Source organism: Streptomyces sp. DH41 (assembly GCF_029813785.1).
Lineage (GTDB): Bacteria > Actinomycetota > Actinomycetes > Streptomycetales > Streptomycetaceae > Streptomyces.
The window spans coordinates 1-13,904 of sequence record NZ_JARVKY010000040.1; the positions used below are offsets into that span (position 1 = coordinate 1).

General features: G+C 68.9%; 6 protein-coding genes and 8 pseudogenes. 7 read left to right on the plus strand and 7 right to left on the minus strand.

Translation table 11 applies throughout. The annotated features are described in order from the left end of the window. The 4 genes and pseudogenes from QC283_RS37115 to QC283_RS37130 all read right to left on the minus strand — a co-directional run. A pseudogene (locus QC283_RS37115) lies at positions 1–190 on the minus strand (cupin domain-containing protein); the annotation flags it as partial. Positions 191–273: 83 nt separating this feature from the next. Next, positions 274–525: pseudogene (locus tag QC283_RS37120) on the minus strand (helix-turn-helix domain-containing protein); the annotation flags it as partial. Positions 526–1,253: 728 nt separating this feature from the next. Further along, a complete protein-coding gene (locus QC283_RS37125; RefSeq protein ID WP_279566202.1) occupies positions 1,254–3,398 on the minus strand; it encodes a cellulose binding domain-containing protein in 2,145 nt (714 codons plus the stop codon). A 288-nt stretch (positions 3,399–3,686) separates the two neighbouring features. After that, positions 3,687–3,893: pseudogene (locus tag QC283_RS37130) on the minus strand (IS3 family transposase); the annotation flags it as partial. Between the two features lie 227 nt (positions 3,894–4,120). On the opposite strand from QC283_RS37130, the pseudogene QC283_RS39700 reads away from it, so the two are divergent. Then, positions 4,121–5,882, plus strand: a pseudogene (locus QC283_RS39700) (IS481 family transposase); the annotation flags it as partial. Between the two features lie 51 nt (positions 5,883–5,933). On the opposite strand, the pseudogene QC283_RS37155 reads toward QC283_RS39700, so the two are convergent. Beyond that, a pseudogene (locus tag QC283_RS37155) lies at positions 5,934–6,214 on the minus strand (Hsp70 family protein); the annotation flags it as partial. Between the two features lie 317 nt (positions 6,215–6,531). Then, entirely contained in the window at positions 6,532–6,921 is a 390-nt protein-coding gene (locus QC283_RS37165) for a MerR family transcriptional regulator (RefSeq protein ID WP_279566205.1), read from the minus strand. A gap of 170 nt (positions 6,922–7,091) precedes the next feature. Between QC283_RS37165 and QC283_RS37170 the strand changes: the two genes are divergently transcribed. The 4 genes and pseudogenes from QC283_RS37170 to QC283_RS37185 all read left to right on the plus strand — a co-directional run bounded on the left by QC283_RS37170 (position 7,092) and on the right by QC283_RS37185 (position 11,560). Beyond that, on the plus strand, positions 7,092–7,583 hold the full coding sequence (locus QC283_RS37170; RefSeq protein ID WP_279566206.1) for a flavin reductase family protein: 492 nt from the start codon (positions 7,092–7,094) through the stop codon (positions 7,581–7,583). 13 nt (positions 7,584–7,596) lie between these two features. Beyond that, positions 7,597–8,937 carry an NtaA/DmoA family FMN-dependent monooxygenase gene (locus tag QC283_RS37175; protein WP_279566207.1) on the plus strand — a complete coding sequence of 447 codons (1,341 nt, stop codon included), beginning with the start codon at positions 7,597–7,599 and terminating at the stop codon, positions 8,935–8,937. Between the two features lie 210 nt (positions 8,938–9,147). Continuing rightward, positions 9,148–10,572, plus strand: coding sequence for a GTPase ObgE (obgE, locus tag QC283_RS37180; RefSeq protein ID WP_279566208.1), 1,425 nt, complete (start codon positions 9,148–9,150; stop codon positions 10,570–10,572). Between the two features lie 56 nt (positions 10,573–10,628). Next, positions 10,629–11,560 (plus strand): annotated as a pseudogene (locus QC283_RS37185) (IS5 family transposase). Here QC283_RS37185 and QC283_RS37190 read toward each other — a convergent pair. Beyond that, positions 11,541–11,978, minus strand: a pseudogene (locus QC283_RS37190) (protein kinase domain-containing protein); the annotation flags it as partial. The pseudogenes QC283_RS37185 and QC283_RS37190 overlap by 20 nt on opposite strands. A 645-nt stretch (positions 11,979–12,623) precedes the next feature. On the opposite strand from QC283_RS37190, the pseudogene QC283_RS37195 reads away from it, so the two are divergent. Next, positions 12,624–13,120 (plus strand): annotated as a pseudogene (locus QC283_RS37195) (transposase family protein). 528 nt (positions 13,121–13,648) lie between these two features. Further along, positions 13,649–13,813 (plus strand): CGNR zinc finger domain-containing protein, encoded by a 165-nt coding sequence (locus QC283_RS39510; RefSeq protein ID WP_336620687.1) that lies wholly within the window; start codon positions 13,649–13,651, stop codon positions 13,811–13,813. The last annotated feature ends 91 nt before the right edge of the window (positions 13,814–13,904 follow it).

Sequence of the window (13,904 nt, forward strand, 5' to 3'; positions counted from 1 at the left end):
GGCCGTCGCCGTCGAAGATCGTCACCATCCGGCCCTCGGCGCCGTCCGCCGCGACCGCGGCGCTGTAGGCATGGAGCACCTCAGGGTCCCAGGCGAAGCCCTCGACGGGTTTCGCTCTCGACCCCAGTCCGAGGTGTACGGGGGTGGTCCGCAGGTCGATGGCGTTGGGTTCGTGATTGACGAGTCTCATGCCGACGATCGTCACAGGACGGCAATCGGGTGGTCCTGAAGGAAAGGGAACGGAAGCCGACGCGATGGGCGGCCGGTCGGCGACTACCCGGTCCCGAGCAGGACTTCGCCTCGGCGCCATGCTGTCGGCGATCGGCCCGTGAACTCGCGCCAGTCCCGGGCGAGATGGGCCTGGTCGGCGTAGCCGGAGACGGTGGCCACATCGGCCCACGGAAGCGGGTCGTGCATGGTGGCCAGTTCGTGCGCGTGCTCGAAGCGCAGAACCCGGGCGAAGGTCTTCGGCGACAGGCCCACCTCACCGCGAAACCGCTCGGTGAGATACCGACGGCTCCACTCCTCAGCACCACGCCGGTGTCCTCGTCGACCAGGGTGACGGTGGCATCCGGCATCACACCGTACGCGCCGACCCAGGCGACGAACTTGTTTCGGGCCTCGGCCTCCTCCCCCACCACGCCGTGCATGGTGGGGAAGCCTGCGGCGGTCAGGGTCAGGTGGTAGCGCTGGTCCGGGCAAGGGATCGTCCTGCCAGACTTCATCCGGCGTGTAGGCCCCTCAGGGGCAGGCCCGCCGCGGCAGCACCCGCACGGAGGTCATCGAGGAAGTCCTCCAGGGCCGAGTGCGGGATCCGGGGAATGGGCCTCACACAGCCGAGTGCTGCGCGGGCCCATCTGCCGTACCGGAACCGGTCCAGGTCGCGATGGGGGCTGAGCACCGGAAGTTACGAACGCGGCAGCAGTGACAAGGAAGCTGATGCCAAGGCTGGGGAACATCTGGACGACCTGCCGAGGGCCATCACGCCGTGGCGCACCTCCTCGCTACCCCGGAAGGGCGCGGTGGGGGCAGGAAAGCGGCGGAGCACTGGCTCGCCGATCTTCGCTTCTACGGAGCGGTCCGGCTGGGCGCCTGCATCAGCCACCCGCAGCAGGCGAGAGAAAGCATCGAGCAGCGCCAACAGTTCGCCGCGCTCGGGGTGGGTGGGCGACGGGTGACCTGACTCGGCGCGCCCGCACCCGCGCTCCCGTGGCCCGACCCGTCGGAGGGCGGAACGGGCCACGGGCGTCGGCTCAGGAGGTGCGGCAGACCGTGCCGTTGAGGGTGAACGTCCTCGGGGCGGGGTTGGCTCCGTCGTTGGCTCCGACGAATCCGAAGGTGGCGGTGGAACCTCCGCGCGGGGCCAGCTCGGCGTTGGTGCCGTTGTCGGTCACATGGACGCGCGTGCCCGAGCTGGTGACGTTCGCGTTCCAGGAGCTCTGCACGGACTGGCCGGCGGACGGCCAGGTGAAGTCCAGGGTCCAGCCGTTGATCGGGGCGTCTCCCACGTTGGAGACCGTGACGGTGGCGACGAACCCACTGCCCCAGCCGCTGTCCACCCGGTAGTTGACCAGGCAGCTGCTGTCGTCCGGAGCCGTGGTGGCGAAGGTCAGCGGCTCGGAGGGGCGCGAGAGGCGGCCGTCGGCGTCCCGGGCGAGGATGTTGACCGTGTGCTCGGAGCCCGGCGGCAGGTTGTGCAGCGTCGCCGAGGTGGAGGTCGAGGTGGCGAGCAACTGGGCGTTGGTGCCCAGGCGTTCGTACACCTCGTAGCGCACCGCCTTGCCGTTCGCTGGGGCCGTCCAGTTCACCGTGGCGGTCGAGCTGCCCACGGCGGTGGTCTTCGGTGCGCCGGGCGCGCCGACCGGGGCCGCGGCGGCGTGCGGGGCGACGGTGATCGTGGTGATCGAGTACGGCGGCAGCACCTGGTCGCCCCCGGCGGTGGCGGCCACCTGGGTGACATCGGTGTCGCCGCGGCCGTAGCGGTGCACGACCGGTGTCTGCGTAGTGGGCGTGTATCCGGCATAGCTGATGTCCGCGGTGCGGGAGTTCAGCGGGTCTTTGTTGATCAGCATCACGCTCAGCGTGCCGTCGGCCCGGTGCACGGCGTGCGCGGAGACCTGGTCGCTGTCGGTGGCGGAGGCGACCATCGTGTCACCGGGACGGCCCAGCTTGGTCAGCGACTTGATGCCGTAGTACGGGTGGAACGGCGTGTTCACGGCCGGCTGGCAGACGTCGCCGACGCAGCCGCCGCTGGAGAGCAGGCCGAAGTCGTTGAAGTCGGTGTCGCCGTCCACCGTCTCCACCTTGGTGGGCCCGTTGTGGACGTTCCACCAGTCGACGTTGAAGACGCCGTTCTCCAGCGCCGTCATATAGGTGTCCGCGGCGAACAGGCCGTTGGGGCGGCTGTTCATCTGGACGTTGGAGTTGACCTCGGTGAGTGCGATGCCGATCTTCGACGAGCGTTCCCCGGCGTACCGGTCGATCTGCCGGCGGACCTCGCGGAGCTGTCCGGGCAGCCGGGCGGTCCGGTCCAAGGCCTCGTCGGCGGTGGCGCCGCCCGGGTAGGAGTGCACGATGGCGAAGTCGATCGTCCCGGCGACCGCGGACAGCACCGTGTGGTTCCAGTCTGCCGAGTCACCCGGGCCGACGATGCCGTCCGGCCAGTCGCCCGGGGTGGTCAGCACGGCGCCGATTTTGATCGTCGGGTCGACTGCCTTCATCGCCTCCGCGTAGGCGAGGACGTTGCGGGCGTACTCCCGCGGGCTCTTGTCCGGGTGGTCGTCGGCCTCCCAGCCGCTGCCGTAGTGGCCGTTGCCGTAGATCTCGTTGCCGATCTCCCAGTACTTTGCCCCGTAGCCGCGGGTGACGTTGGCATACCGGACCCAGTCGGCGGCCTCCTGCGGTGTGCCGGTGCCGTAGTTGGCGATGATCATCGGCTGGGAGCCGGAGGCGCGGACGCTGCCCATGAACTCGTCGAAGGTGGTGCCGGGAGCCACGTAACCGCCGGGGGCGGTGTGGTCCTTCCAGTGGTAGATGTCGCCGTAGGAGCCGCCTGGGTAGCGCATCACGCCGACGCCCGCCTCGCCCAGCAGGCCGGTCACCTCGGGGTCGTTCATGTGCGAGTCCCAGAGCGCGTGGTTGACGCCGAACGCCGCCTTGTCGATGGTGCCGAGCCCCACCCCCGCGTTGACGGAGACCTCGACGGTCGACGCCTCGTCGGCGGCCGTCACCGCGGCGGTCCGGCCGGTCGCGGCGGGCGCAGGGGGAGCGGCGGCGAGGGCGGCGACCGTGGCCAGGGCGCAGAAGAGCGCGGCTGCGGGGCGTCTGCCCGCTGTTTTTCCGGCTCCGCGGGGCGGCCGGCCTAACCGGCTGGTGCGAGGGAGGTGTGCGAGCGGCATGACGTGTCCTCCTCGGGCGAGCGCCGCGTAGGCCGGCAGGACGCCCGGTGTGTGATCGGTGGGGTGCCTTCGGTGCGACGCCCATGGGAGCGCTCCCACGATGATGCGGGGGAGGCATGACTGCGTCAATGGTGCGGACCAGGGCGATCCGACGCCCGCCACCCGTGCCGCCGCGGGGCGAGCCGTTCGGCCTCCGCGTGCCACCAGGCGGGCGGAGGCGGGCTGGTGACGCGGGCGTCGGCGGCCCGGGTACAAGCGGGACTGCTGCATGATCGGGTGACAGCGGGGTTATGCAGCCAGAGCTGCGGGTGGGGTCGTGACGGTCTCGTACTCGACGGAGGCTAATCGGCCCAAGCGTCTGTGGCGCCGGCGTCGGTGGTAGGTCCGCTCGATCCAGGTGACGATCACGATCCGCAGCTCCTGACGGGTGGCCCAGGTGCGGCGGTCGAGGACGTTCTCCTGCAACAGCGCGACGAAGCTCTCCATGGCTGCGTTGCGAAGCGAAATGATCACAGCAGTACCGCCATCCGACGGGAGCGTCCCGCCTCACCCCTTGGTGGGGCTCAGCGCCGGAGAACAGCACCGGGGTGCCGGCGATTCTCGGTGTGAGGTCTCAGGAGATGCTTGACCGTTTGTGCTCTGGACATGGTTGACACGATCGGTTGAACGTCCGCCGTCTGCTGGCCTTTGATGAGCCAGCCAGCGGTGCTTCGGTCGATGGCGTGGATGTTCAACAGTTGGCGGAGTACCGCTACCGGGCTGTCCACGAGATGCTTGGCGGGCTCCCGATCGTTGAGGTCGCGGCCCGGTACGGCACTTCGCGTCAGACGCTGCGCAGCTGGCGGCGGCGGTTCGAGCAGGAGGGCATGCCCGGTCTGCTGGATCGCTCGCGACGCCCGCGGAACAGTCCCACACGCCTGTCGGCCGAGGTGGAGGCCAAGATCTGTGAGCTGCGTCGCCGGCATCCGCGCTGGGGTGCCCGTCGGATCTCCCGTGAACTGGCTGTCAGCGGGCTGAGGTCGGCGCCGTCGCGGGCCACGGTCCATCGGGTGATGTCACGCGACGGCCTGGTCCGCATCCAGGAACAGCGAAGTCCGCGCAAGTACCGTCGATGGCAGCGCGCCCAGGCACCTGTGGCAGTTGGAGCTGGTCGGCGGGGTGCCGCTGGCCGACGGCCGGGGGTGCAAGATGGTCACCGGCATCGACGACCACTCCCGCTTCGTCGTGATCTTCTCTGTCGTGGCCGTGCCCAGCGACCGCACTGTGTGCTCGGCCTTCACCGCCGCGATGCGCCGCTTTGGGGTGCCCTTCGAGGTCCTGTCGGACAACGGCAAGCAGTTCACCGGCCGTCATACCCGCCCTCAGCCGGTGGAGGTCCTCTTCGAACGTATTCGCCGGTAGAACGGCATCACCCAGCGCCTGACCCTGACCAAGCCGCGTTCACCCACCACTACGGGCAAGATCGAACGCTTTCACCGCACCCTGCGCGAGGAGTTCATCGATCACGTGGTGCCGTTCGAGTCGCTGGCCGCAGCCCGGGAAGCGATCAACGGCTGGGTGCACGCCTACAACCACCAGCGTCCGCACCAGGCCCTGAACATGGCTACCCCCATCAGTCTCTTCCGGCCTCACACCGCTGCTGTCGGTCGCGATGACGAGCATCCTGAATAGGCGGTCGCAGCGCCTGAGTTGTCCATCGAGGTCGTCGAACCCTCGATTCTGCCGCCGCAAGGCACCGCGGTCGAGTTCGAGGTGCGGGTGCCTCCCAGCGGCGAGATCACCCTGGTGACGGGCAGGCAGCGAGTGGGCATCCACCAGGCACTGGCCGGCAGGATGCTGACGGTCTGGGTGAATCACCGCAGCGTCCACTTCCTCCTCGACAGGCACCTCGTCACCGCGGTCCCGACCCGGCTGCGGCCAGAGGATCTCGCCTACCTGACCATGCGCTACGGAGACCGTCCGGCCGGCCCCGAGCCCGCACCCGCGGCTCTGCCCAGGCCCGCAGCGGCACGGCGATCCTCGCCGCCGGCGAACCTGTCGAGGTCGACCGCAAGGTCCATCACGACGGGCTCGTCAGGCTCGACGGCGGCCGTTACCAGGTCGGATTCGCTTTCGCCGGCCGCACGATCACCCTCCGCCTCGACGGACACCCCATGCACGCCATCGCCGACAACGCCCTGATGGGAACGTCGCCCTGCCCCGTTCCGGCCGACGGTCTGGGGCAGATCGGACGGGGCACGGACGGTGACGTCCCCGCTGCGGCCTCCGCCCCTGCCGGCCGGCGCCATCCGGGCCCAGCGCAAGGTGCATACGAGCGGCCGCTTCATGATCAACGGCCAGTTCATCAAGCTCGGCCCGCGCCATGCGGGAAAGATCGTCACCGTCGTCACCGAGGACACGCACTACCGGATCCTGCATGGGGAGGACGAACTCGCTGCCAGGTCTCGCAAGAACCTCGAGCCGATCACCAGGCTCCACGGCAAAGGCATGGGCACCCAGAGGGACCGTCAAGAGTCTCCTGACGACAAACCGTCAAAGCTTCTGCAGCACGAAGGCGCTGATCTGCTGCGGGTTGATGTCCTTGCCGTCCAGGTTGACCCCTTCCAGTCGGTGCCCGTGTGGCGCTTGACCGACCGGATGGTCCTGTCGACGTTCGGGACCGCCTGACGCTTGGCCACCTCGCCGACCAGCACCTCACCGTTCTTGGCGAAGGCGACGACGGACGGCGTGGTCCTGACGCCCTCGGCGTTGGTGATGACGGTGGGCTCGCCGCCCTCCAGAACGCTGACGACGGAACTGGTCGTGCCCAGGTCGATGCCGACCGCACGCCCCGCGGCGGAACGTGGAGGACTGCCGGCTGTCCGGGGCGGGGTCGTGGTGCGTACCTCCCGGTGCAGCTGGGCAAGGCGGTCGTGCACGTGCTGTGCCGACTGCGGGCGGTGTCCCGGATCCCGGCGCAGCAGTCCGGCAATGAGCTCTGTCAGCGCAGGTGGCAGGCCGACGCCTAGGACTTGTCCGGCCGATCATGTGCGGAGCCAGGTGATCAGGGCTGCAGCGGTGGCTGTGCCGAGGAAGACGTGGCCGCGCTTGTCGTACCTGGTTGCCACGGCTCGGGACTGCTTCAGCAGGCGGCTCACCGTGCGCCCGCCGCAGGCAGCACCCCTGCCGTGATGTCCATCGCCTCGATGTAACGGGTGAGTGCGTCGCGGTTCTGCTCCAGGAAAGCGATGCGCTCGGTCATCTTGTCGCGTTGCGCGATCAGCATCTCGCGCAGTTCCGGGTCCGGATCGGCCACCACGATCTCCGGGCCTTGGTGAAGGCAGGGCAGCATGTCGCTGATGATGCGCGTAGGTACGCCTGCATCGAGCAGCCCGCGGATCTTGTGTACGCGGTCGATGAGGTACTCGTCATACTCGCGGTACCCATTGTCGAGACGGCGCGGTGTGATGAGCCCCTGCTCCTCGTAGTACCGCAGCATCCGAGTGGGGACTCCGGTCTTCTTGGACAACTCCCCGATGCGCATGACTCCTCCTCATCGAGATGGGCGTCGATGCCACCGCGTGCGGACTGCCGTGTACGTCAGGCATCCGTCTCCGGTCCTTGCCCGCCGGTTGCGCCGGGTCGGTGGCGAGCGTCACTGTGACGACTTCCATTTGACATTAACATGGGTGTGAAGGTTGGACCATGTGTCTCATGACGCAGACAACCACACCGTCCGTGACGCCGACGGCGATGAGGCGCGCGCTCGCAGGCTTCGCGACGGGCCTGTCCGTCGTCGCCGCCGAGCTCGACGGACAGATCGTCGGCATGCCAGCCAACTCGCTCGCCTCGGTGTCGCTGGACCCCCCACTCGTGTCCCTCGCGTTCGCGCACACGTCGACGACATGGCCGATTCTCCGCCGCGCGCCGCGCTGGGGCATCAGTGTTCTCGGTGAAGCACAGGCACAGGTGCTCCAGGACCTTCGGCGGCCCGCCGCTGAACGCTTCGGCGGTATCGAGATGCACATCGACGGCGGTGCCGCGTTCGTCCCGGGCGCTCTCGCGACGATCACCGTCACTCCCCGCACGGCCGTGGAGGCCGGTGACCACACTCTCGTGCTGCTTGAGGTGAAGGACCTGCACAGGGACGAGACGCAGCGTCCACTCGTGTTCTTCGACAGCACGACCCACACGCTCTCCCACTGAAAGGAACGCCCGCATGGCAGGCAAGAAGATGATCCTCGGCATGGCACTGACCGACGGCTACGGCAACCTCGCCGGAGCCTGGCGCGCACCCCATGTCGACGCCGACAACTACGCCAGGATCGAGGCGAACATCCGCTACGCGCAGGCCGCCGAGCGCGGCGGCTTCGCCTTCCTGTTCACCCCGGACTTCCCCGCCGTACGCGGCAATGACGAGCGCTCGACGATCAACAACATCATGGACCCGATGATGCAGTTGGCCGCCATCTCGCAGGCCACCTCCCGAATCGGCTTCGTCGCGACGGGCTCCACTACCTTCCAGGAGCCGTTCAACACCGCACGCCAGTTCAAGGCGCTCGACGTGATGAGTCACGGTCGCGCCGGGTGGAACGCCGTCACGACGAGCGATCCGGCTGTGTCGGCGAACTACGGCAGACCCGTCGCGGAGCGCGCCGCGCGCTACCAGCGTGCACATGAGTCGATCCAGGTCGTCCAGGCGCTCTGGGGCAGTTGGCAGGAGGACGCCTGGATCAAGGACCAGACCTCCGGACGCTTCATCGACGCCTCGAAACTTCGGCCCATCAACCTGGAGGGCGAGTACGTCGCTTCTCGTGGGCCTCTCGCGATCCCGCCGTCGGAGCAGGGCCAACCGGTGATCTTCACCTCTGGGGGGCCCAGCCCACACCTGCTCCAACTCGCCGGCCGCTACGCGAGCGGCTTCATCGCCGAGGTGTGGACGATCGAGGAGGCCCGCGCACAGAGAGAGATGGTGCGCAACGCCGCGCGGGAAGCCGGCCGCGACCCCGACGAGATCAAGTATTTCGCGGGCCTGATGACGACGGTCGCCCCGACGGTGCGCGAGGGTCTCGACCGCCGCCTCGCCCTGGCAGGTGACGTCATCGAGGCGCGGCTGCCCCACCTTGGCGCGCTGCTGGGACTGCATATCGATCCGAAGCGCTACGACGAGCCCCTCACCCCGGATCAGCTGGCCGCCGCTTACGCGTCTCCGATGGATCCGCGCTCCTCCATCGCCTTGGAAGTCGCGCGCGGAGGCTGGTCGCCCCGCGACATCCTCGCCCACGGGGTGATCGACTACCACCCGACCACGGTCGGTCCCGGAGAGGTGCACGCCGATCACCTGCAGAAGTGGTTCGAGGCGGGTGTCGTCGACGGGTTCTGGCTCTCTCCCGACATCTACGAGGACGGCGTCGACGCATTCGTCGACGAGGTCGTGCCGATCCTGCGCGCACGCGGCATCTACCCCACCGAGTATCCCGGGACCACCCTGCGGGAGAACCTCGGTGTACCCAGGCAGTACGGTCCTGACCCCCGCATCAGGAAGGCTACGGCGGGGTGACGACCAGCCACCAGGGTCCGTCTTCAAACTGAGCTTGTTCCGCTCTGACGGAAGCCTGGGCCACGCAACGCACGGCCGGCCGTCACAGCACCCTCCGAGGGCGGATCTCAGCTTCCCCGCCAACCGGGGAAGCGGTCCGTCCTCGGCGCCTTGCATCAAGAGACATTCCAAGCATTCCCGTATTTTTCTGCAGTACCTGGAGGCCCCACCATGACGACCTTCGTGGACCGTGTCGAGCTGCATGTCTCCGCGGGTGACGGAGGCCACGGCGTGGCCTCCGTGCACCGCGAGAAATTCAAGCCGATGGGCGGCCCCGACGGGGGCAACGGCGGGCGCGGCGGCGATGTGATTCTTGTCGTCGAGCAGGCCGTCACCACGCTGCTGGACTACTACCACCACCCCCACCGCAAGGCCACGAACGGCCAGCCCGGCGCCGGTGACAACCGGTCCGGCAAGGACAGCCAGGACCTCGTGCTCCCCGTCCCGGACGGCACCGTCGTCCTCGACAAGGCCGGGAACATCCTCGCCGACATGGTCGGCCAGGGCACCACCTTCGTCGCGGGCCAGGGCGGCCGCGGCGGCCTCGGCAACGCCGCGCTCGCCTCCGCCCGCCGCAAGGCGCCCGGCTTCGCGCTGCTCGGCGAGCCGGGGGAGAGCCGGGACATCGTCCTGGAGCTCAAGACCGTCGCCGACGTCGCGCTCGTCGGTTACCCGAGCGCCGGGAAGTCCTCGCTGATCTCGGTGCTCTCCGCGGCGAAGCCGAAGATCGCGGACTACCCGTTCACGACCCTCGTGCCCAACCTGGGCGTCGTCACCGCGGGCTCCACCGTCTACACCATCGCGGACGTCCCGGGGCTCATCCCCGGCGCCAGCCAGGGCAAGGGCCTCGGCCTGGAGTTCCTGCGCCACGTCGAGCGCTGCTCCGTCCTCGTACACGTCCTCGACACCGCCACGCCGGAGTCGGACCGCGACCCGGTCTCCGACCTCGACGTGATCGAGGAGGAGCTGCGGCTGTACGGCGGCCTCGAGAACCGCCCGCGCATCGTCGCCCTCAACAAGGTCGACATCCCGGACGGCCAGGACCTCGCCGACATGATCCGCCCGGACCTGGAGGCCCGCGGCTACCGCGTCTTCGAGGTCTCCGCGATCGCGCACAAGGGGCTCAAGGAGCTCTCCTTCGCGCTTGCCGGGATCATCGCCGAGGCGCGCGCCACCAAGCCGAAGGAGGAGGCGACCCGCATCGTCATCCGTCCCAAGGCCGTCGACGACGCGGGCTTCACGGTCACCGCCGAGGGCGAGGACCTCTACCGGGTGCGCGGCGAGAAGCCCGAGCGCTGGGTGCGCCAGACCGACTTCAACAACGACGAGGCCGTCGGCTACCTCGCCGACCGGCTCAACCGCCTCGGCGTCGAGGCGGCCCTGATGAAGGCCGGCGCCCGGGCCGGCGACGGCGTCGCGATCGGCTCCGAGGACAACGCGGTCGTCTTCGACTGGGAGCCGACCGTGCAGGCCGGCGCCGAGATGCTCGGCCGCCGCGGCGAGGACCACCGCATGGAGGCACCGCGCCCCGCCGTGACACGGCGCCGCAAGCGCGATGTCGCGCAGCGCGAGTACGACGAGTTTGCCTCCTTCTGAGACCTGCGCCTCCTCCGGTCATGTGTCTGTCTGACTGGTGGCTCGTTGTCCCAGGCATGGGGCGGGGTGACTTGACAGATGCGGAGTGGGAACGGCTTCGGCCGTTCCTGCCGGTCAGCAACGGGCGTTGTGGCAGGTGGCGGGATCACCGGCAGGTGATCGACGGGATCCTTCACCGGGTGCGGACCGGGGTGCAGTGGCGTGATCTGCCTGAGCGTTTCGGGCCGTGGAAGACGGTGTACGAGCGCCACCGGCTGTGGTCGGCCGACGGCACCTGGGAACGGCTGCTGCAACAGGCCCAGGCCGAGGCCGACGCCGCGGGCGAGATCGACTGAGACATCGCGGTGGATTCCACCATCGTGCGCGCCCACCAGCACGCGGCCGGGGCCCGAACCGATCTGCCGCTGGCTCCGGCTTTAAAGGGGGCGGACGGCCTCGAACATCAGGCCGAGGCGTTGTGGCAGAGCCTGCTCGCCCGCCTGGCGGAGATGGTGCAGGAGGTGAGGGCCTGGGCCGCTCGCGCGGCGGGTTCACCAGCAAGCTCCACCTGAGCGCCGATGGCCGCTGCCGCCCGCTGTCCCTGGTCGTCACCGGCGGACAGCGGGCGGACTGCACCCAGTTCACAGCGGTGCTGGAGAAGATCCGCGTTCCTCGGACCGGGCCGGGCAGGCCGCGCACCAGGCCCGACAGCCTCGCGGCGGACAAGGCTTACAGCAATGGCCCCTGTCGGACCTACCTGCGTCGCCGGGGTATTCGGCACACCATTCCGGAGAAGTCCGACAGCCGGGCCGCCCGCCTGCGTAAGGGCTCACGCGGCGGACGGCCGCCCGGCTATGACGAAGAGTGGTACAAGAAGCGCAACACCGTCGAGCGGGCGATCAACAAGTTGAAGCAGTCCCGAGCCGTGGCAACCAGGTACGACAAGCGCGGCTACGTCTTCCTCGGCACAGCCACCGCTGCAGCCCTGATCATCTGGCTCCGCACATGATCGGCCGGACAAGGCCTAGGCGGTCCACCGCGGGCGCGTCCTCTTCGATCTTGCGCAGCAAGACGGCGTAGGCGTTGGTGTCGGTGAAAGGTGGGTGCCCGGTGAGCAGGGCGAACAGAACGCCGCCGAGTGCGTACAGGTCGCATCGGTGATCGGCTGCGGCTCCGGTGAACTGCTCGGGAGCTCCGTACTGCACGGTCCCGGCCGGGCTGAGCAACGAGCTCGAGGCGACGGTGAAGGTGTTGGTGATGTCGTAGTGGACGACACCGGCCTCGTGGGCAGCACAGAGCGCCGCGGAAACTTCCTCTCCGATCCGCAAGGTGTCCTCGATGCTCATCGGACGCTCGGGGCTCACATGCGCGGCAAGCACGCCGCCGCGGACGCGTTCCATGATCAGGTAGCGGTAGCCGTCGTAGGTGCCGCGGTCGTAGAGCGTGCGACGCGGGGGCGCGTGATCTGGGCGGCGGCCACGGCCTCCCGTTCGAAGCGGTAGTGCATTTCGTGCGACGCCGCAGGGTCGGGCACCAACAGCTTGACGGCGACATCGCGATGCAGGTCACGATCACGGGCGGCCCAGACCACCCATACCTCCCCGGCCCAGCCGTTCGGTCAGTCGGTACCTGCCGGCAATCGTCGTATCGCGCTCCGCCCTCACTTCCTCCCGCAGCAGCGCTCTCCGGACACCCTCAGTGCTACAGGGGACGTCGCACGGTCACGTCCGGTTTCCCAGCACGCCGCATTCGCACCATGCCCGTCCGAGTGAGCACCGCCCCCGGATCCGGAGCTGTTGGCGTCGGCCGACTGCCAAGAAGCAGGCTCTGCCGACGCCGGCGAGCTGCGCAACGGGACGACGCCCGGCTCGCGACCGGTTCGGTCCGGAGTGCACGCCTCCCCTGTTCACCATTGAGCTCTTTCAGAGTGGCCACTGATCAGGTGACCAGCCGGCGTCTCGCAACGCACGAACCTCCTGTGCCGTTGAGAGAGGTGTTCGACGTCTCGACTCATCAGCACAGGAGCCTCGTTGGGCTCTACCCTGCCTCACGCCCTGGTCGAGTGGGTAACCATGGTCATCGTCACCCGTGAGGGTGATCGCCGCTGCAAGCTCCGGCCGCACCAGCGTGCTCTCGCCGCCAAAAGCACCGCCGCCACGGCGTGAACCTGCAGGTCATCGCCGATCCTGCGGGCAACCTGCCCGGCCGCGCCCACGACCGGACCGCAGCCCGCACCCGCACCCACACCCACACCCACACCCACACCCACACCCACACCCACACCCACCGCATCATCCGGATCTGCGAACGCCAAGGCGTGCCCGTCCTCGCCGACCGCGCCTACACCGGTGCCGGCTCCTGGGTGACGACGCCGATCAGACGCCTTCCGCACCAGGAGCTCACCACGACCCAGCGGACGATCAACCGAGTCCTGTCGGTGACGCGGGCGCCAGTCGAACGAAGCGTCGCGCGACTGAAGTCCTGGCGCATCTTCCGCAGAGCCCGCTGCAGTCCCAACCGCATGACCGCCATCGCCAAAGCCGTCCTCACCCTGGAGAGGCGACGCTGAGAACGCTCATTGAGCCATTCTGGCCAGCGGCGAGGGCACGATGGACATGCCCGCCGGTGCGATGGGCGAGGGGGCACCGGTCCACCCGTACTGCACCTGGCGTACGGAGCAGGAAGTACGCGACGCCTGTGCGGAGATGACCTCCCCCCTGGGTTGTGCCGGGCGCGGCCCCGAGCACGTGCGGGGGTGCCTGCGCGCACTGCCGGTGAAGGAACTGCCGGCAGCGCCCCTGTTGCGGATGGCGAACCCCAGGACCTCTGGCGTGACGACCACGAGGTGGACAGATGGGCACGTGAGCACGGAGGTCTCGGCGGCGACGAGGAGCGCAGGTGGTTGCGCACCGCCCGAAACGCGCTCCAGGCGGTGGAGTCGGGCACATCGACGGAGCTTCGACTGGACCGGGTCCTCGCAGGCGTTCGCAAAGTCCCACAATCCAGCGCGTCGGGCATCGAGTGGCGCCTGGAGGTACCGCCTGAGCGCAGGCTCGCCGTGGAACTCGTCCTCGCGTGGGCGGACGTCAAAGAGCGTATGCCCGGGCGTCTACGGCCGTGCGAGAACTCCGAATGCCGGCTCTTCCTACTGGACCGCAGCCGTGCCAACACCGCACGGTGGTGTTCGATGAAGACCTGCGGGAACCGGCTCAAGGCCCGTCGGCACCTGGCACGGGCACGGGAGACCCCACGACCCGAGTAGGACGCCGGGAAGAGGGGTGGGCGGCCCTCACTCCGCCGGCCCAACCGGTCTCAGAGATCGAAACGTCGGCGAGGACCTCACCGCCGACAGC